We start from the raw sequence: 19,472 nt of genomic DNA on the forward strand, positions 1-19,472 counted from the left end.
TTACTCCTTTGTAAAACCGGTTAGGTTGAAGTAGTTGAATTTATCGTGCAGAAACGCCTTACTGAGGCCGGTATTCTGATTCAGCCATAGTATCAATGCATCCCTGTTCGACGGGGAGGCCGCTTTAATCCGGGGAATCAGCTCTTTGAGCCGACTGTAACCCAGAACATCTTTCAGGGTATTCAAAAGGGCCGGACTCACTGCCAGGCGGGCTTCCATTTTTTCCCTGTCCGGCTCCAGGGCGTCCATGAGAGGACCTGCGGCGCAGTCCAGGGCCCTTGTCAGGCTGTGGAACAGACGGATCATCTGCTCGGCCAGGAACGGCAGATTGGCATTGAGCTGCATCTGTCCCGAGCGGCTGTACTCTCTGATAAGCGCGGCGGAGGAGGCGCACTCCATGCTCAAGCCTCTGATCAGTTCCAGCAGAACAGGGTTGCTCTTGTCCGGCATGATGGTAGAACCGTACTGCATTTCCTTGTGCCGGATCTCTCCGCTGAGTGAGGAGCTGTAGAGCAGCATATCACTGCACATCTTGTACAGGTTATCTGCGCAGAGACCAAGGCCTGCGGCGCATTCGGCCAGATTGTCCGTATGGGCGACCTGGTCGCAGAGATTCTGGCTCCGGCAGAGAGGGAGGCCCGTAATCCGCCGAAGATGTTTTTCTGCTGAAAAGACATAGTTCCGCGGGGCCGAATACCCTGTTCCGATGGCTGTACCCCCCAGGGGGATGGTTCTGAGCCTTTCTTTGAGTTTATTCAGGCGCCAGCGGTCTCTTTCCACCGGACCTGCCCAGGCGGAGTAGAGTTGCCCCAGGGTCATGGGAAGGGCATCCTGAAGTTCCGTACGACCGCACATCAGCCACTCCTCATACAGGGTCTCACGGCTTACAAGCTGCTCCTGCAGACAGACAACCTTCTGTTCCACCTGTTCCAGGTAGCGGAAGGTCATAAGGGTTACCGCCGTGGGGAAGGTGTCATTGGTGGACTGAAAACGGGCCAGGTGATCCAGGGGATGGGCCTTGAAATCACCCTTATATTTTCTGTTGGTCCCCTCTGAGAGGACTTCGCACAGATTCATATGGAAACTGGTTCCCGCTCCCCCCTGACTTAAGGGAAGGGGAAACTGGGCATCCAGTTGGCCCTCGATGATCTCTTTTGCCGTCTCTTCCAGCAGGGGAAAATAGTCCCCAGGATAGAGTCCTGAGCTCTCCTGCTGCGCCCGGATAGCCGCCAGTTTGACTTCCCCATAGGCGCGTATCATCTCCCGGGCGGTCTGGCCGGGGCCGAATAGAATCAGGGCTTTTTTTGTCTCTTCTCCGTATAGAATCATTGTCTCATCCCTGCAATTCGGGGGGCATCTCCCCGGTCAAAACAAAGTTCTCTGTCCAGGGGTCTGACCCGACTGGACAGGTCGTTGATGCAGTGAATCCCGCTTTCATCAAGACAGATTTTACCGGGATAGAGCAGATAGTCCTTCTTGAAATCCGCCGGTGTTATATTGGGCATCAGAACATTGGCTCCCGCAGCGATCATCTGTTCCCTGCCGTCAGGCTGCAGGGTTCCCGCCGCTGTTGTAGCGGGGATATGGGTCTGGGGCAGGGCCAGGCGCAGAAGTGCCACTCCCCGGATGGAATCCTCAATGGGGTGTTGCTTCACATGCTTCAGGGGGGTATCTGGATGGGGGATAAAGGGGCCGATTCCAACCATATCCAATTCCAGTCTCTGGCAGAGTAATATGTTTTCCAGTCTGACTTCTGGCGTTTCTCCGGGGAGTCCCAGCATAAAGCCGCTGCCTGTTTGAAAACCTGCCGTACGGGTATCCTCAAGGGCCTGCAGTCGGTCTTTCAGGGTTTTACCGTCCCGCAGGCAGGCGTGCAGCTTTGGATCAGAGGTCTCGAAACGGATCAGATAACGGTCTGCCCCCGCCTGTACCATCTCTCCATACTCTTCTCTGCTGCGCATTCCGCAGCTGAGGGTTACAGCGGCCTCTCCCCGGGTTTTCTGTTTGATCGCTTCAACCAGTCGGCAGATTCTTTCCACAGGATAGCAAGGATCCTCTCCCCCTTGAATGACAAAGGTACGAAGCCCCCTGTCGAAACCGGCTTGAATCACTTCAAGCAGGCGGTTTTCTTTAATCCGGTAGCGTTGTACCTTCCGATTCTCCCGGCGGATACCGCAGTACAGGCAGTTGCTGACACAGTAGTTGGTATATTCCAGGAGTCCGCGGAGCAGAACGTTTCTGCCATGGACCTGGGTGCAAATCTTATTTCCCATAGTTGCCAGTTCGGCTGTTGTGGCGTTGTAAAAGAGTTCTGTCAATTCTGCGGGACCCAGGGCCTTGGGGTTAGTTTTCATTTTTTCTTGTTTTACCATTCATTAAAGAGAGAATTACAGCTTTGGCATCATCATACTGATTTAACGTATCAGCCGTCAGGTCTGCTGTAATACACCCGTTGTTCATAATCAAAATTCGTTTAGCCAAAAAAAGGGCTTCTGAAATATCATGGGTAATAAACAGGATGGTGCATTTTTTCTTGTACCAGATGCCTTTGAGGTCTTTCTGAAGTTTTGCCCGGGTAAGCGCATCAAGGGACGAAAAAGGTTCATCCATCAGGAGAAAACCGGATTCCTGACACAGGGCTCTTGCAAGACTTGCTCTCTGGGCCATACCCCCTGACAATTCGTGGGGAAAAGCCTTTTCTCTGTCCCTGAGCCCGACCCGTTCAAGGGCTGCGTTCACCCGCTGCCCGATTTCTTTTTTATTGTGTTTCCAGTCAAGCCGGTGCCGCAGGGCAACCAGCAGGTTTCTGCGTACTGTCATCCAGGGGAGCAAGCAGGGGTTTTGAAACATGACCGCTGGGTAAGTATGATCCGGATACACGCAGACGGAACCGGAGCAGGGTTTTTCCAGTCCGGCAAGAAGCCGGAGAAGCGTTGTTTTGCCACAGCCGCTGTAACCGACCAGGGCCGTAAAAGAACCGGGCGCAAGCGTCATGGAAACATTTTTGACCGCTGTAACCGCCTCCTCGTGACTCCCATAAATCTTGTTCAGATTTTCAATTCTTATTTCTGGCGCATTTCCTACCATTTATGTTCTACCTCAAGGTCTTTCCAGGGAATCAGCCGGTTAAACAGTTTAATAAGAACGCGATCCAGGACGATGCCGCAAATACCCAAGGTGATTATGCCGACAAAAACTTTGTCAATTCGACCCATTTCCTGGGAATCCAGGATAAGATAACCCAGCCCTGAAGCGGCTGCTATCATTTCAGCGCCCATCAGCGCTCTCCAGCAGTAACTCAATCCCAGCTGAATGCCTGTCAGAAACGAAGGGAACGCTCCGGGGAAAAGCACATAGCGAATGTATTCGGCATGGTTGAACTTCAACGTCTCCGAGAGCTCCTGCCACTCTTTTTCAATGGTATTGAGCCCCCCCATAAGGTTAAGAAAAACAGGGAAAAAAGATGCCATTACAATAACGGCCATTTTTGATGCTTCTCCTATTCCGAACCACAATATAAGCAGGGGAATCGTGGAAATCGGCGGTACTGAGCGTAGAAATTCAAGGGGAACTCTCAAAAGCCGTTTAAATACAGGCAGAATATAGATAAGAAAACTCAAAGGAACCGCAATCACCAGTGTAACCGAAAATCCGGCAAGCACTCTTTTAAAACTGACAATCAGGTGTTTTGCAAGTTCTCCGGTTTCAGCCAGATGACAGGCGGCAAGAAAAACCCTGCCGGGAGAGGGCAGCAGATAGGGATTAACCCACTGAAAAGAAGACGCCAGTGTCCAGAGAACAAGAATTAAAAGCGGTATGATCAGCGTTTCAAACGTTCCCATGGCTGTTCTATTCATGTTTATGATATCTTGACCTGACAATTTCAGTGAACATTTAAATTGTCACCCAGCATTTCCGATGCCTCTAAATCATTTTCTATCATATTCAAATTTCTTAGAAACGCTATATCCCGGGCAAGACCGGAAAGATCATCCGCCGTAAAACTGGATGCAATCCCGGATCGATTATAGAGATCTTTGGCTTCGTCACTGTCAAGATTCTGTGCCCTGGCCCCTATGGCAATTGCTTGTGAAAGATTGTTCTGTATGAAAGTGTAGGCTTGTTGCTGAACCGAAGTGAAATGGTCAATGATCTCTGGATGATTTTGGGCAAAACGCCGGGGACTGGCACTGACAAGCAGGGGAGTAACATATCCCTCTGATGTGGTCAGAACCCGCCCGCCGGCATTCTGTGTTTTTATGATCAGAGACCCTGCCAGCAGTGCAGCATCAACATTTTTGGATATAAGGGCTGCCTGGGACTGGGGTAAACTCATTGAGACCAGCTGTACATCTTCCAGGTTTTCTTTTTCTTCGATGGCTGCCAGCATTTGATGAAGAACCGTACCCTTGGGCCCGGCGACAACACAATGGGACAGATCCTTAACACTCCGGGGCCCGTCATCCATAACCATCACTGCAAAGGTCTGCTCGGGTCTGCTTACAATATCTATTATATCGATTTCATTACCGGCAGAATTGGCAATAATGACAGAAGCCGTATTCATGACAGATGCAATATCAAGGGAACCGGCAGCCATGGCTTCGGCCTGTTTGGCACCTGAATTAATTTCATGCCATTTTATCGTTATCCCTTCAGGTGCAAACGCTTTCTCGAGCATCTGTCTCTCTTTCAGTACCATTACCTGTAGATTAAAGGGAGATTTGACATAGGAGATGTTGAGCTGTGTTACATCCGCAGGTTCTTTCTGCCCTCCGGCACTGACAGACACAGCAATTATTGTAATAACCAGAGAAATCAAGAGTATTTTGAATCGTTTCATGGTGCTTCCTTTTTGCGAACACAATAATAGTTTTGGCCTTATGCTTACCTACCTCTTTGCAGCCGATTGTACAAGGTTCTTATGGAGATGCCCAAAGACTTTGCCGCTTGGGTTTTATTTCCGGAACTATTGGCAAGGGCTGCCTGGATATCTGCCACGGTAATCATACTTGCCGGGTGGGTTGTGGATGCGGGAAGGGCCGTGGCGGGTTCGTCAAAAGTCTCAAGTCTGTGGGCCACATGTTCAGGCCGCAGCAGTTTGTCATCATACATAAAGGTCGCCCACTCGATCAGATTTTTCAGCTCCCTTATATTGCCTGGCCATGGATGGCGAACAAAGAGTTGTTCACATTCCTCATTCAATCCTTGAAAGTCTTTTTTCCGTTTAGCGCTGAAATCAGCCAGGAGCATCCGGGCAAGGGGTAAAATATCATCGGGTCTTTCACGGAGGGCGGGAATGCGAATATGCCCCACCTTTAATCTGTAATAGAGGTCTTTTCTGAATTTGCCTTCCCGCATATGCTGGCTGAATCCGACATTGGTGGCGGCAATAACCCGAATGTCGGTGGCGACCTTGTGGAGGCCGCCGACCCTGTAAAAATTTTTTTCTTCCAGAACACGAAGCAGTTTGGCCTGCAAATCCATGGGGATTTCGGCAATTTCGTCTAAAAAGAGACTGCCGCCCCGGGCGCAATCAAGTTTTCCCTTTTGCCCCCGCTGGACGCCCCCTGTAAAGGCCCCTGCTTCATAGCCAAAAAGCTCACTTTCAAAAAGATTTGAAGAAAGAGCGGTGCAGTTAATATCCATAAAGGGAAGAAGGGAATCTCTGCCGCCAAAGTGAATAAGCCTTGCGACCACCTCCTTGCCAACACCGGTCTCGCCTTCAATCAACACGGGGATGCTGCGATCCTGATGATATTTCTCGGCATGCTCAATGACTTCGAGCATCTCTGCCGAGAAGATACCGACACTTTTCTGCTCTAAATATCTTGGCCCTTTTTTCTCTATGCCTGTACCCGAAGTGCCCCCGCTGCCATTCCCCTGATCTCCAGGTCTTATTTCACCGATCTCACGTCCCACAGAGCGATACTCAAGAACCGTACCATCAGGGGCAAACACGCCTCTGTTTTCATATTCAACACAGCGAATGCCCCCGTCGGTGGGAACAAAATTGGGACGGGTGATAACCATGGGTTCTTCCGGGGTGATGGAGAAAATGGCCTCCATAATCGCTTCTTTTTCAACGTTCGTTAAAAAGAAGGCAAGATTATAGCCCACCAGTTCATGGCGTTCCTTTTGGTAGAAACGGCAAGCCGCATCATTGACATAGGTGATGGTACCATCCGGCTGAAATCTTCTGAGGATCTCTTGTTGTTCGTTTTGCTCTGCCATTTTAACTCCACCTTACAGGCGCTTTGCACTGAGCTTCCTGCGGCTCATTTTTTTTTCTTCAAGCTGTTCGCCACGCACCAATCGAAGGGCGGATGCAGGGCAGACCTTGATACAGGCAGGATCTTCATCGTCTCCGCAAAGATCGCATTTTTCAACCCGAAAGATCTGCTTTTCACAGGAGTCCTCCCCTCCATGGATTTCCAACCGAAAACCCGCACCAAGGGCTGGTCTTTCGGTCACAGAAATTGCGCCAAACGGGCACGCTAAAACACAACTTTTGCATCCTACACAAAGTTCATCGATCACGTCAATATGGTTGCCTTTTTGTATGATGGCATTCACCGGGCAGACCTGGGCACAGGGTGAGTCTTCACAATGCCGGCATTGAACGGGAATGGTTATTCCAGGGGTTTCAACAAGGGACAGTCGGGGGTGGAAGGGATGATCATATTCCTTGTCTTTCCCCTTTTCCCGGTGCGCCTTGGCGCAGGCAATGATACAGGCCTTGCAGCCGATGCACAGACGTGGATCCCCCACAACAAAACTATTCATGATCTCCTCCACAGTGTTCAGCGTCGCTGTAGTTAATATGCAATAAATGGTGGGACTTTTCTCCCAGGGGTGCGCCAAGAAAGTCCTTGTAGAGTTGCTGTATCTGAGGATTCTCATGGGATTTGCGCAGCTCAAGTCCGCTGTCATGCCGATAGAGCGCTTGTTTACGCGCCTGGGTGGCATGGATGCGTTGCTGGGGAAGAACCGTCTTCGGCTGACCCCCACCACTGACACATCCCAGGGGGCAACACATCACTTCGATGAAGTGAAAATCGGCCTCCCCTTGTTGGATTTTATCAAGCAGCGGTGCCACATGTTGAATACCTGCCACAATACCGACCTTGAGTTGAACCCCCTGATGTTCCACCTGGGCCACTCGAAATCCTTCACCACCCCGCAGATAGTTTAGTTCCACACTGTCAAGGGGCACTCCCGTTGCAAGCTCCAGACTGCTTCTCAATGCGGCCTCCATTACCCCGCCTGTGCTGCCAAAGATATTGCCCGCACCCGAGTATGCCCCCAGGGGCTGATCAAACTCACCATCAGCAAGGCCGGCAAACTTGATTCCTTTATGTTTCAGAAGTTGAGCCAGTTCCCTTGTGGTGATAACAAGGTCAACATCCCTGAAACCGCTGGAATCCATACCGTCTCGATCACACTCGTATTTTTTGCAGGTGCAGGGCATGATCGCAACACTGTACACGCAGCCTGGCTCGACCCCGGCAAGTTCGGCACCGTATGTCTTAAAGAGAACGCCCCCCATCTGCTGTGGAGACTTGCAGCTGGAAAGGTGGGGGAGCAGGTCCGGATAATGATCTTCAAGATACTTTACCCAACCGGGACAGCAGGATGTAAACATGGGCAGTCCCTCATTCTTCTCAAGCCGGGCAAGAAGCTCGGCCCCCTCCTCCATGATGGTGAGGTCAGCGGCAAAGTTTGTATCGTAGACGCGATCAAAACCAAGCCTGCGAAGGGAGGTGGCCATTTTTCCCGGCGTAAGCACCCCATAGGCAAGTCCGAACTCCTCACCCAGCGCCACGCGTACGGCGGGTGCACATTGTACCAGGGTGACGGTCTTTTCATCTTCCAGGGCAGCCAGAAGTTTTTTCACATCTCCACGGTAGTGGGCTGCAAACAAAGGCTCTTGAACCGTATCAAGCATCCCCCTTTGTTCTAAGCGAGTGGCCCGGTCAATGGCATATTCCTCGAGAATGGATTCATATCCCGAACAGATCTGCACACATTGTCCGCAGATGATACATTTTTTTTGATCAATTTTATGGGGTTGGCCAGGTGTACCCGAAACAGCCCCCACTGGACATATTTCCTTGCACCTGCCGCACCCTGTGCACAACGCTTCATCTATTGCAACAATAGCATCTTTCATACTTTTTCCTTGTATTACCGAACCTGTCTACGGCAAATATTTCTGATTTTTCATCATTCATTTTATCCAGATCATTTTCATTCACCCATAAAAAACTAATGCGAATAATTTCCAGCAAACTGGGATAAACTTTTTGCAGCGGCAACCATGCGGCTGTCCTTGTGGTTTTCCGGCTGAAAGATCTTCAGGGCGTTCCGGGTACAGTTGGCAATGCAGGCCGGTTCCTCAAGATGGGCACAGCGATCACATTTACTGGCAAAATAGGCCTGTTTACATTCATCATTATCCAGGGGAAGGTGCTGGATCACCGGGCGTCCCTGATCATAAAGGGGCATCAGTTCAATCGCGCCAAAGGGGCAGGCCATCATGCATGACTTACAGCCAATGCAACGCTTATCATCGATTAGAATGACACCATCGACCTGGCATATTGCATCAACAGGACAAGACTGCGCGCAGGGAGCATCCTCGCAATGGCGGCATTGCACGGGTACAGCTGTCTGTCCATCCCGAACCAGGTAAAGGCGCGGCTGAATGGGAGTATTAATATTACCTATGGTCAGCAGCTCGTCGCCTTTTGTATGGGCTGAGGCACAGGCGATTTCACAGACCCTGCAACCGATGCACAGGTTGGCATCTGCCACCACAAAGGGGTTCAGACGGGTTCCCGCCCTCATATACAGGCCCTTTTCTGAATCGGTATGTTTACTCATGATAACTTAACTCCTTGTGTCCCTGGGCGGCAAAGTCCGCCCGGGGAAGTATCTTTTCAATGGCAATACTGCAAAATTTTAATTCCGGGGTCTGGGTGACAGGATCACACGCTGAAGTGGTCAGCATATTCCCCGAACTTTCTGAATAGTGAAAGGTCATAAACACAAGGCCCCGGGGTACCCTTTTCGTTCGTTGAGCAAGGCATTCCACACTGCCCCGGCGGGAAGAAACCCGGATGGCGTCCCCATCTTCAATGCCCAGTTTATCGGCATCTTCTGGATGGATTTCAGCACGTTCCCGGGGGTCAGCGCCGTGCAGGCCCCAGCACATCTGTGTCATGGTTCCCGTGTGGTAATGGGTGACAACCCGTCCGGTTGTGAGTATGAGCGGGTATTGCCCATCGGGCATTTCAGCCGGCGGTCGATAATGTGAAGGGGCAAACTTCGCCTTTCCAGACATTGGCCCGTCCACATGGAGGATGGGGGTTCCTGGATGATCTTTGGTGGGACATGGCCACTGCAGGGCCTCTGTTTCAAGGCGTTGATAGTTCATGCCCCTGTAGGTGGGCGTCAGGGCACACATCTCGTCGAATATTTGTGAAGGATGGTCATAGGTGGCCCGAACGCCGAGACGGTCAAGGATATCAGCTAAAATTTTCCAGTCAGGCAAAGCGTCACCGCAGGGTTCCACGGCCTTGCGAATCCGCTGAACCCGTCGTTCAGTGGAGGTAAAGGTGCCGTCTTTTTCCGCAAAGCAGGCGCCGGGTAAAACCACATCCGCCATCTGGGCGGTCTCGGTCATGAAGATATCCTGCACGACCAGGAAATCAAGGTGTTCAAGGCAATGCTGGACATGATTCACATCCGGGTCGCTGCGCATGGGATTTTCTCCAAAAACATAAACTGCCTTTACCGCATCCTGCTCAATTGCCTCAAAGACAGAAGGAACGGTGAGCCCCGGTTTCGTAGGCAAGTCTACTCCCCACGCCTTTTCAAAGGATTTACGCACCGCCTTGTTATTCACCTTTTGATACCCCGGAAACACATCTGGAAGCGCGCCCATATCACAGGACCCCTGGACATTGTTTTGACCCCGCAACGGATTCACCCCGGTTTTTGGGCGGCCGATATTCCCCGTGAGCAGGGCAAGGTTGGAGACAGCGGTGACATTATCAACGCCGGTGATATGCTGGGTTATCCCCATGGTGTAATAGATAGACATATTATCGGCCTCGGTCATGAGTCGGGCTGCGGCTATAATTTTGGTCGCACCAATTCCGGTAATGGCCTCAACATAGTCAGGGGTATAGACCTCGACAAGCGCTTTAAAGGCTTCAAATCCGTCCACATGCTGCGCTATGTAAGATGTATCCTCAAGCCCTTCTGTAATAATCACATGGGCAAGCCCGTTGAGCAGGGCAAGATCGCTGCCCGGGTTCAGGCGCAACCATGGATCCGCATGTTGGGTCAGGGTAATGGCACGGGGATCGGCCACGATCAGACGGGCACCCCTCTGCACGGCCGCAAGCATTCCTACCCCCATGAGGGGATGGCATGCCGCTGTATTGGTGCCAATGGCAAAGATGAGATCTCCTTTGCCCATTGTGTCCAGTTCACAAATAGAATTTGTCATTGCGCCACTTCCCAATGTTGTGGACAGTCCGGCCACAGTGGGAGCGTGTCACAGACGGGCACAATGATCGACTGAATTGGTGCCGACCCCTGCCCGCATAAGCTTCTGCATGAGGTAGTTTTCCTCATTGCTGCAGCGGGCAGAACTGAAACCCGCAATACTCATGGGGCCAAAGGTCTCTTTATAAGCGGAGAATCGTTCTGCAATAAGGTCATAGGCCTCATCCCAGGATGCGGGCTGTAAAATGCCATCTTTTCGGATGAGTGGTTCGGTTAATCGTTCAGGGCTATGGACAAACTCCATGCCAAAATGCCCCTTTGAACATAGCCGCCCCTGGTTTACGCTGTTACCCTTTGCCGGCACAACGTTCACAATTTTATTATCTTCCACCTGTAAAACCAAGCTGCAACCTGTTCCACAATAGGGACAGGTCGTCTGTACCTCTCTCATTACAATACTCCTTGCTTATAATTATGCTGCTGTTGTTAACTCCTGTTGCCGGCATATGCACGTCCTGTGCCATGTGTGGAAAACATCCTATGATGCTGTTTTATAAGCGTAATTGTATTTGAGCCATCTCCTTTTAATTTGAAAAGCATGCATGCAAAGCACGCATGCATGCAAAATTTACACGTTCTGCCGCTCATCTTTCCTGGATCGGGGGGATCGCTTTTCTGGATCGGGCGGGATCAATGGACACGTTGCCTGTGGGCTGGGCAGGGCCGTGCGATTCAGCGACTGGAACCCCCGCTCTGGAAGCCAGACCAGCCATTGGGTAGCAGGTCTTTGTTGGCTTATGGGCTCTTGACTCAAGCCTATAAAATGGAAGTTGATTTTGGAAAATTTGGGAAAAAAATAAGTTATGGACGATTTACCAATCATCCATAGGAAGTAAGCTTTTTTAACCGACAGATATTTAAAATCTAACATATTCAGGAGAGACATATGGCAAGTGCCTCAGGCACCCCGATCTCCCTCTTAGGGTTCACTCAAAAATAAATTACCAATTTTGGGGGTCAAGTCGCCTGCCCTGCAAGGCGTGAAAATGCAGGCATATCAGGAATACGCCGAATTTTCACAACGCGTCAGGGCTGGATGAATTGGCCTCCAAAATGTAAAGTTATTTTTGAGTGGGCCCTTAGTTCCAAACCAGGACCAGTGACCCGACGACTATGCCGACATGGTGAATATCCTGCGGCCCTCCTATACCTACCAGATGAAATACGGCATCCGGGCATCAAGCGGCGGAGGCCGATCCTTGGCCAGGGAAACCATCGGACGGATCTGCGGCGGGGCCACCGCTGAAAAATTTTTACAGACCGGTCCAGGCGTTGAGATTGTCGCCTGGGTCAACTCTGTGGCAGACCTGGACGCCAAAACCCTCCTCCAGCACCGGACAAGGCGTTATTTCAAGTAGTGTCTTTTAAACTCATGTGAAGATCAGAGATATGTTTCCGAACATCCTTTTGAACCCCTGCCTGGCCAGCAAAGGTATCCCATCGGGCTACTGAATCTCTAACCTGTTCGATGATCTTGCTGCCTTTTTTGATTCCCATATTTTTAGCGACACTAAGAAGATCTTCAATGGTGATATCTTTTTGTTTTCCATTGATTGTCATTTTATGCTGATCTCCGAATAATTCTGTGGAATCAAAAGATAGGGTGAGATCATAGGCTGGAGACAGTTTCCATACGCCATCCTTATCCATCATATAGCTGATATTTTTTGTGTGATCATCAATGTTTTTTGAGACTGCATTGAAAACCATCCGGCGAAACTGCTGTTCTTGTTCGGCATAGGTCATACGAAGCATACGCATCGTATAAAATGCCTGTTCATATCCGGCTGATCCTGCCGGGTTCCACCCCAGGTGACTCATACAGGCCAGTGACAGCACATGGATTTTTTCATTTCCTACTCGATCGAATCGTTTAGTCATAAAATGAGCTCTTCCATTTTCTTCTAAGAGCCGACATTCCATCATGTTGATTCCGGCATCCTGGGCCATCAGGTAGTAGGCATACTCTACTCGGCCATTATCAAAGGATGTACCAAATTTGTCTGGTTTATCTTCCGAAATACCGTCAAATTTCAAAATCCAATGCTCATACCCTTTGGGGACATCGGACTGGCCGGAAATAACGTGTCCTTTGTCATTTATTGCAATAATGGCTTTAGGAACAGCGCCACCGGCAGACGTTCCAACCCGCAGGATAGCTAATAAAGCCTCTGCTTTCTCTTTATCAGCCGTACCCTCATCTATTCGGGCATCAAGGCGAGTCCGTTCCGTTAATGCGTCCTGGACCAACGCCATCAATTCTTTGACATCAACAGTGATTGACTGATCAAGGCGTTTTGAACTTAATTGCGGATAAAATTCCAGTGCCCCCATTCCCCGGGTACCAATATAGCAGAGTCGTTCAATGGCATTGAAGGTTTTGGGATCACGACCATGCCTCACTAACCATGAGTCTATCAGTTTGTTTCCAAAGTTATCTGGCAGACTGCTGGCTAATAACCCGGGTAAACCATGGAAGGTCATGGGGTCTATATCTGGAAAAGACCACCTGGCTCCCTGTCTGGCATCCCGCAAGTTCATTGTCATGGGAGCCAGGTCGAGGCCATTTCTTAAAAATTTGGGTTCATATTCAAAAGTGGCGCAAGGCTCACCTTTTTCCCAGGCGACATATCCAGCTATGTCACCCCAGATTTTGATAGATGCGGCTGTTATCGATTCCATCAGGCCCTCCATTATTCTGTCTGGGTACGGTCCTCATCTGATTTTCTGACACGTTTTCGGCCTGACGTTTGGGTCTGTTTCTTATTTGACGCTCGAATACGTTTCTTACTCGATGATTTGACTATTTGCATTGGACTGATACCCGGTTTCGGGATAAAATTTTCCAAATGATCAAGGCAATTTAAAGCCCTCAGAATTTTTATATATGTCACAATATTGCTCTTGCCTTTTTCGGCGTTCAAGATGGCTTTTATAGAAAGTCCGGTTAACTCACAGAGTTCCTTTTGACTGTAATTTCGATCAAGACGCAGGGTCTTTAATCTGTCGCCGATATCTTCAGCTATGGCTGAGTCTGTCGCTCCAAAGAGGCTCATTTTTTTCCCTCTGGTCTTTATTTGTTGTGACTTGGGCTTAAATTAACCACTCTAAGTTTACTTAAAGGTATGTTTAATGGTGATAAATAATAATTTCTTAACCTTTAGGTATAGTTTTACGCCAAGGCAGACGAATTGTCAAATAAAAACAACGACTCTAATTTACTTACTCAACTTTCGGGATTGGCTGTTTACCTGGGGTCATACCTGGGGGCAGGTTTGTATTATTGCACTTTTGTTCGGCTTGGAAAGCGGACAAGATGTTGTTAAAAGCATGGAACCTGATAAGAGATTCAGCCTCCAATAAAACAAGCCTGACTCTGATCATCAAAGTTGAAGTCCGAAAGTTGATTTTTATGCTGAAAGAACTCGATCTGGGACCCAAAAACATGTATGACGGTTATGGGTTCAGCCTGATGTGAGACAAAAGGGGACGGCAAAAGACTTGTACCGGTCTGCCGCAAAGAGCTTCATCAAAGGCATGTGAAGAATTGAACAGGAAAAACAAAGCACTCTGCCCACGATATTAAATCTGGCCGTCCCTTTTAAACGATAAATATGTCCCGACACATTCGAGGCACGGGCTGATACGTTGTTTATGTTGCCATCAGCTTCTTATTTCTCTACTTGCTCGGGGTGAGACATAAACGGTGCCCATTTTGCTTTCTGATCCAAGCGGGGAACCCATAATGGCTCGACATGGGGGTATTCCCATTTATAGTTCGGCACCTGTTTGATCTGAAAGCTCTCCGCCAAGGGGTGCTTGAAAACTTCGCGCAAATGCCGGTACTGAAGCCAGTTGAACTCTTCCCTCACATTATTTGCGTCAATTGTTGGTTTCTGGCCTTTGGGGAGATATTTTAAATTATCTTTTACGTCCCGTAATCGTTGAAGCAGTTCCGGTTGATCATAGTCCCATGAAATTTTACAGTCATCCAACTGATCCGCTGGAGTCTCTGGCTCATATTTCCAGTTTGACCATCGTTTATAGGGAATGGGATTCGCCTTGTTGGGAGTGCCAAAGATTTTCTTCGCGTTCCAGGATTGAATGCCGTCTTTCCACACGCCCATCCAGGTTTCCCCGGTGTCAATCCGCTGAATAACGACTGCATGTCCTAAACTCGGGTCCATGCTCAGCGTGCCAAATTGTAAGCGCCCGCCGGTAATATAAGCCATGGAGTCGGCAATACAGGGCGATTGTCCCACAATTCCTCGCAGGATGGTCCGATCGACAACCCCGTCGGGAAACATTTGATCACAAATCAGCCGACAAATGGCGGCTGTATAGTACAGCGCTTCACAGGAATGGCCATGAAAACGAATAATATCCTTCATGCCGAATTTCAGGGTATATTTAAAGTACTGTCCTGCCGTTCCTTCAGTAAAGATCGACTCAAATTCCGGCAGATACGCACACTCTTCCTGAAGCGGCGCATAGAAAGTGCCTGTCTTGTCAATTGAATCCGTGCCCCGATAAATATATTTAGGAGGACCGTCAAATGACTTATACGGTTTTTTCATCGCATCTTCGAGTTCTTCATATTTTTGCTGTTTTTCCTGCCAATGTTTTGCGACAGCAGCATTCTCTTCGTCTGTCATGGCAGAGACTGTCGAAGCAAAACTTAATCCCAGGATAACAATACCGACAAACATTCCGATGGCTGAAAACCTTTGAAGATGCCCTTGATGACACCGGTTTGGAAACCACATACTTTATTCTCCTTTTAAAATAAAGGGGTTTTGAATTTATATTCCCATTGTAAAAAGGCCCAGGTTGCCTGCTTGTGGGAAGCGACCTTTTCCGCAAATTCATCAGGCCAGAAGTGACCGAACCCCGCCATAAGTGTATGACTTTTGAAATATTTACACGTTGCGACAATATCAATTTCCTTGCCCACGTCATTACCACTTTCGCCGGTTTTGTCCTGGTAAAGTTTTTTGTTGAGAGACCAGGCGTCATGTCGATCGGCAAGTTTGAATTGATGCACTTCCCCTTTTACCGAAAACCACTCGCGAGGTTTCACCGTAAGGCTGGCTTCGTAATCCTGCAAATTGCTCCAGGAAAAAAGGTTCATTCGACCATACATTTTGTCTTTGGCGCCAAAAGCTTCATGGAAGGTTTCATTTTTTCCGTCACTGGGATCGCTATCGCCCGAGGCATAGCTGTAGGCGACGCCCAATCGAGGTCTCCAGGCAGAGGAGAAGGTATAAGCAAGCATTGTATGATAGCCATAGGCATCAATATCATCCTTTGCATAATCACCTTCCTCTTTAAGGAAGGTTCCTTCCAAATTCCACCCCTTCATGGAGGCCTTCACGTATGCACCGGCGTACCACGAATCCAGAGTACCCGATCTTTTGTCAACTTCTCCTGTGTAGTTCGAATGATCATCCTTTTTGGTGAAGACCATGGGTTCAAAAATGATTTCTAACGGTTTTTGCAAGAGCTCAAAATGGCCATACAACCCCACGCTTTCATAGCCGTGGCGATGGTTAACGCTGAATTGATTGATTTCATGCAGCATGGTCTGGCCGTAAAAAACATCAACAAATCCTCTATTAAAAACCCAGGACAGTTTGACGGCATCCCAGACCCATCTCCCGGAGTTTCCCCACTCTCCCGGACCGAAAACCCGGCTGTCTGCATAGGAAAATTTTTGACGTCCTGCCTTGATACCCATGCCCGTGTTGAGGATGTCTTTTACCTCAAGGTAGGTTGTCGAAAGTTCCCAGTAATCTTTTTGAGGATGATGGATCGTTTTGAATGTTTTGTTGTAAAAATCGTCGTCCGACAGTGCATAGCCCCAGGCATCCGCATGTTGTCCCCACAGGGCAAAGTGAACCTTGTCTGTTGGATACCAATCAAGTCCAGTTCGTAGCCTTCCATACACAAATCCATCATTGGCCTTTCCTGCCCCTGGATTATCTCCATAAAATTTTTGGTTGAAACTATTTTGGAATTCATATCGTGCCCGAAGTTGCGCACTAAAAATAAGTTTAGATGCCGTATCTTCCTGCGCCTGCGCCAAGAACAAGCCCTGCCCTGCCATGGGCACTAATAATCCAACAAATAAACCCAGCAATAAAAAGACCCTGTACTTCCATGGAAAAACGCTTTTTTTCATTTCTTCCCTCCAAAAAGAATCGACACGTGCGGACGATAATATCTTAAATTCAGAACGCCTGACATCTACTTGTGACAATGAATTAAAATCTACATATTCTGGAGCTGAACCGGTATAATTCTGATATCACTCTGCCGAATAAGGGCGTATACCACGTCACCTTTTCTGAGTCTGTGTATTCCCAGCGCATTATGGGTAACCAGAACTTTGATAATTGTTTCCCATGATTTTAAATGCAGCATAAGGGTATTTCCCTGATTGACAATCTGTACCAGGGTTGTTTTTAAAACATTCTGTGTGGCATCAGAAGCTGGCGGGTCTTTAAAAACAATAATATTTTCAGGGCGTATGGCCACTTTCACATTACTTCCAACACAGGCTTGGTCACAGGAACTGAGCTCAAAACCGTTAACATTGATATTGCTTTTCCCGTCAGTGCATCGAATGATTTCTCCATTAAGGATATTAACACCGACAAAAGTTGCGATAAATTGGGAGGCGGGTCGGTGAAAAACTTCTTCCAGACTACCGAATTGAATTAAATGTCCATCCTTTATCACCGCAACTTTGTTGGCTAGAGCCCAGGTATCTTCAAGGTCGTGGGTAATGTGAATGACAGTGGTTCCCCGATCTTGAATGGCCTGTTTGAGAAGCTGCCGGGCCTCATGGCGAGTTTGGAGATCCAGGGCGGAAAACGGTTCGTCCATGAGCAGAAGCCGGGGTTCAACAATAAGCGCTCTGGCAAGAGCGACCCGTTGCTGTTCACCCCCGGAAAGCGTATCTGGTTTGCGGTGCAGGAGATGATCAATATGAAGGGAGGCGGCCATGGCCATCACTTTTTCATCGATCCCCTGCTTCTGGATTTTTTTCAATCCATAGGCAATGTTTTTAAAAACGGTAAAATGGGGCAGCAGTGCATAGTCCTGGTATACAATGCCGATACGTCGCCGTTCCGGCAATTCCTGGGTAAGATCTTCGCCGTTAATGATAATTTTGCCCTTATCCGGAGACCAGAACCCAATGATACTTTCCAGGAGGATCGTCTTTCCTGATCCGGTGGGACCGATAATACTTAAATAATCTCCCTTTTCCAGGGAAAAGGAAATATTCTGGAGATAAAATTCCCCCAGATTGATCTGCAGTTCTTCAATTTCCAGAAACATCAGAGGTTGGCCTCTGCCCTTTCGAACACATAGATGGCTGCAAAGGAGACGACCATCAAAACAATTCCGCTGGTCAATGCCATTCCCATATTGCCATAGGATATATTCAAATAAAGAGTTATGGGAAGGACCTCTGTCTTCATGTATGATCCCCCCGCCAGAATCAGCACCGTACCAAAGGTTCCGATGCACCGGGCAAAGGAAATGATCGTGGAAGCCAGTATCCCCTTGTTGGCAAGGGGAAGGGAAACATTTAAAAACGTTTCAAACATGGAGTAGCCCAAGGAACGGGAAATAAACTCCAGCCTGGGATCAATATAGTCAAAGGTCGATTTCATGATACGGCTGGCATAGGGCAGGGCCGTAAAAAATTGAGCTGCCACCACCCCTTGCTTTGTGAAAACAAAGTTCAGCCCTATCACTTCCAGCCACTTGCTGATGATGCTGTTACCGAAAAGCAGCAGCAGGCAGAGGCCCAGGACCAATTCAGGAAATGCCACAGGCAGATCAATAATGGCTTTGACAAATCCTTTGCCCATAAAATCAAATCGTGACAATGTATAGCCAATGGGAAGGGCAAATATCATGACCAATATCGTGGATATAAAACCTGTAACCATAGAAAGTTTGAGGGAAAATTGCATTTCATCGCTCCATAGATTCTCCCAGATATCTGTGAAATCAGGCACAATAAACAGTGAAATAATGGCCATGACCAACAGCAGGGTAATGAATTGAGAAATAAGGATAAATGAAAGGCGAAAATAATTTATTCGTCGCAAGGTTTGAAACCCCATTTTTTCCAGATTTGAAAGCCTTCATCGGATGCCACATAGGCATTAAAATCCATGGCAGTTTCCATGTGCTGAGCCTTGGAGCATACAGCTGTTGGAATGGTTTTAATCATGTTGTATTTTGCTTCAATGGGCACAACCTCGATTTTCCCTTTTCCCTCTGCCCAGACTGTTAAATCCTCCCAGATCAATGAAGCATCAACCTGGTTCAAGGCAACGTAGATCAATAATTGATTAACTGTCGGGGCATACACCTTGATATTGGGTTGAACTTTCTCCCATAATCCGGCGTTTTTCAGCATCTTCTTTGCCACCCTGCCAATAGCAGGGGCCTTGGGATCACCAATGGCCACCTTAACCCCCGGCCGGGCTAAATCTTCTAATCTTCTGATATCAGATGGATTTCCTTTGGGCACAGCGATGACCGGTACATGAAGGATCAGGTTACGGATGGTATCCTGAATAACCCATCCATTTTTCAATGCGTCCTGGGTATACTTTGCAGCACCGGGGATCAATACATCGCATGGTTGACCTGCGGCAATCATCCCGAAGATTTCGCCTGAACTGCCGTAATGAATATCGACCTGTATTTTCTTCTGGGTTTCATAATTTTTACGCATCTCTTCCATTGGCTTGATAAGACCCGTACCACTAAAAACTATTAAATCTGCTGCATAGCTATTCCCGACAAGGATCAGCAGAAGGATTGATATCGAAATAGCTTTGTTCATTTCATTCTCCTAAATTAAACTT

17 protein-coding genes and 1 pseudogene are annotated in these 19,472 nt (G+C 48.5%); 1 reads left to right on the forward strand and 17 read right to left on the reverse strand.

Annotated features, from left to right (window positions below; all coding sequences use genetic code 11):
- From HRM2_RS00720 to HRM2_RS00765, 10 genes are all read right to left on the reverse strand, one after another.
- Window positions 1-1,329 carry a lyase family protein gene (locus HRM2_RS00720; protein WP_012662523.1) on the reverse strand — a complete coding sequence of 443 codons (1,329 nt, stop codon included), beginning with the start codon at window positions 1,327-1,329 and terminating at the stop codon, window positions 1-3.
- Window positions 1,326-2,354, reverse strand: a complete 1,029-nt coding sequence (hydE, locus tag HRM2_RS00725) for a [FeFe] hydrogenase H-cluster radical SAM maturase HydE (protein ID WP_202944677.1) — start codon at window positions 2,352-2,354, stop codon at window positions 1,326-1,328. Before hydE ends, HRM2_RS00720 begins: the two co-directional genes overlap by 4 nt.
- Entirely contained in the window at window positions 2,344-3,087 is a 744-nt protein-coding gene (locus HRM2_RS00730) for an ABC transporter ATP-binding protein (RefSeq protein ID WP_012662525.1), read from the reverse strand. Before HRM2_RS00730 ends, hydE begins: the two co-directional genes overlap by 11 nt.
- Entirely contained in the window at window positions 3,081-3,857 is a 777-nt protein-coding gene (locus HRM2_RS00735; protein WP_012662526.1) for an ABC transporter permease, read from the reverse strand. The genes HRM2_RS00730 and HRM2_RS00735 overlap by 7 nt, the downstream gene beginning before the upstream one ends.
- 26 nt (window positions 3,858-3,883) lie before the next feature.
- Complete coding sequence (locus HRM2_RS00740; RefSeq protein ID WP_012662527.1) at window positions 3,884-4,843, reverse strand: ABC transporter substrate-binding protein; 960 nt, start codon at window positions 4,841-4,843, stop codon at window positions 3,884-3,886.
- A 44-nt stretch (window positions 4,844-4,887) separates the two neighbouring features.
- A complete protein-coding gene (locus tag HRM2_RS00745; RefSeq protein ID WP_012662528.1) occupies window positions 4,888-6,234 on the reverse strand; it encodes a sigma-54 interaction domain-containing protein in 1,347 nt (448 codons plus the stop codon).
- A gap of 12 nt (window positions 6,235-6,246) precedes the next feature.
- Window positions 6,247-6,786, reverse strand: coding sequence for a 4Fe-4S dicluster domain-containing protein (locus HRM2_RS00750; protein WP_012662529.1), 540 nt, complete (start codon window positions 6,784-6,786; stop codon window positions 6,247-6,249).
- Window positions 6,779-8,173: a [FeFe] hydrogenase, group A gene (locus HRM2_RS00755; RefSeq protein ID WP_012662530.1), complete on the reverse strand. Its 1,395-nt coding sequence runs from the start codon at window positions 8,171-8,173 to the stop codon at window positions 6,779-6,781. Before HRM2_RS00755 ends, HRM2_RS00750 begins: the two co-directional genes overlap by 8 nt.
- A gap of 95 nt (window positions 8,174-8,268) precedes the next feature.
- A complete protein-coding gene (locus HRM2_RS00760; protein WP_012662531.1) occupies window positions 8,269-8,886 on the reverse strand; it encodes a 4Fe-4S dicluster domain-containing protein in 618 nt (205 codons plus the stop codon).
- Window positions 8,879-10,969 (reverse strand): formate dehydrogenase H subunit alpha, selenocysteine-containing, encoded by a 2,091-nt coding sequence (locus HRM2_RS00765; RefSeq protein ID WP_012662532.1) that lies wholly within the window; start codon window positions 10,967-10,969, stop codon window positions 8,879-8,881. The genes HRM2_RS00760 and HRM2_RS00765 overlap by 8 nt, the downstream gene beginning before the upstream one ends.
- 727 nt (window positions 10,970-11,696) lie before the next feature.
- On the opposite strand from HRM2_RS00765, the pseudogene HRM2_RS00780 reads away from it, so the two are divergent.
- Window positions 11,697-11,936 (forward strand): annotated as a pseudogene (locus tag HRM2_RS00780) (chorismate synthase); the annotation flags it as partial.
- Here HRM2_RS00780 and HRM2_RS00785 read toward each other — a convergent pair.
- From HRM2_RS00785 to modA, 7 genes are all read right to left on the reverse strand, one after another.
- Entirely contained in the window at window positions 11,929-13,260 is a 1,332-nt protein-coding gene (locus tag HRM2_RS00785) for a type II toxin-antitoxin system HipA family toxin (RefSeq protein WP_012662534.1), read from the reverse strand. The pseudogene HRM2_RS00780 and the gene HRM2_RS00785 overlap by 8 nt on opposite strands.
- A gap of 11 nt (window positions 13,261-13,271) precedes the next feature.
- Entirely contained in the window at window positions 13,272-13,634 is a 363-nt protein-coding gene (locus HRM2_RS00790) for a helix-turn-helix domain-containing protein (protein ID WP_012662535.1), read from the reverse strand.
- Between the two features lie 615 nt (window positions 13,635-14,249).
- Window positions 14,250-15,344 carry a formylmethanofuran dehydrogenase subunit E family protein gene (locus HRM2_RS24830; protein WP_012662537.1) on the reverse strand — a complete coding sequence of 365 codons (1,095 nt, stop codon included), beginning with the start codon at window positions 15,342-15,344 and terminating at the stop codon, window positions 14,250-14,252.
- A 14-nt stretch (window positions 15,345-15,358) separates the two neighbouring features.
- Entirely contained in the window at window positions 15,359-16,759 is a 1,401-nt protein-coding gene (locus HRM2_RS00800; RefSeq protein WP_012662538.1) for an alginate export family protein, read from the reverse strand.
- An 89-nt stretch (window positions 16,760-16,848) separates the two neighbouring features.
- Window positions 16,849-17,922: an ABC transporter ATP-binding protein gene (locus HRM2_RS00805; protein WP_012662539.1), complete on the reverse strand. Its 1,074-nt coding sequence runs from the start codon at window positions 17,920-17,922 to the stop codon at window positions 16,849-16,851.
- Entirely contained in the window at window positions 17,922-18,635 is a 714-nt protein-coding gene (locus HRM2_RS00810; RefSeq protein ID WP_232364157.1) for an ABC transporter permease, read from the reverse strand. The genes HRM2_RS00805 and HRM2_RS00810 overlap by 1 nt, the downstream gene beginning before the upstream one ends.
- A gap of 56 nt (window positions 18,636-18,691) precedes the next feature.
- Window positions 18,692-19,450, reverse strand: coding sequence for a molybdate ABC transporter substrate-binding protein (modA, locus tag HRM2_RS00815; RefSeq protein WP_012662541.1), 759 nt, complete (start codon window positions 19,448-19,450; stop codon window positions 18,692-18,694).
- Window positions 19,451-19,472 lie beyond the last annotated feature (22 nt).

It is taken from the genome of Desulforapulum autotrophicum HRM2, assembly GCF_000020365.1.
In the GTDB taxonomy this organism is placed as follows: domain Bacteria; phylum Desulfobacterota; class Desulfobacteria; order Desulfobacterales; family Desulfobacteraceae; genus Desulforapulum; species Desulforapulum autotrophicum.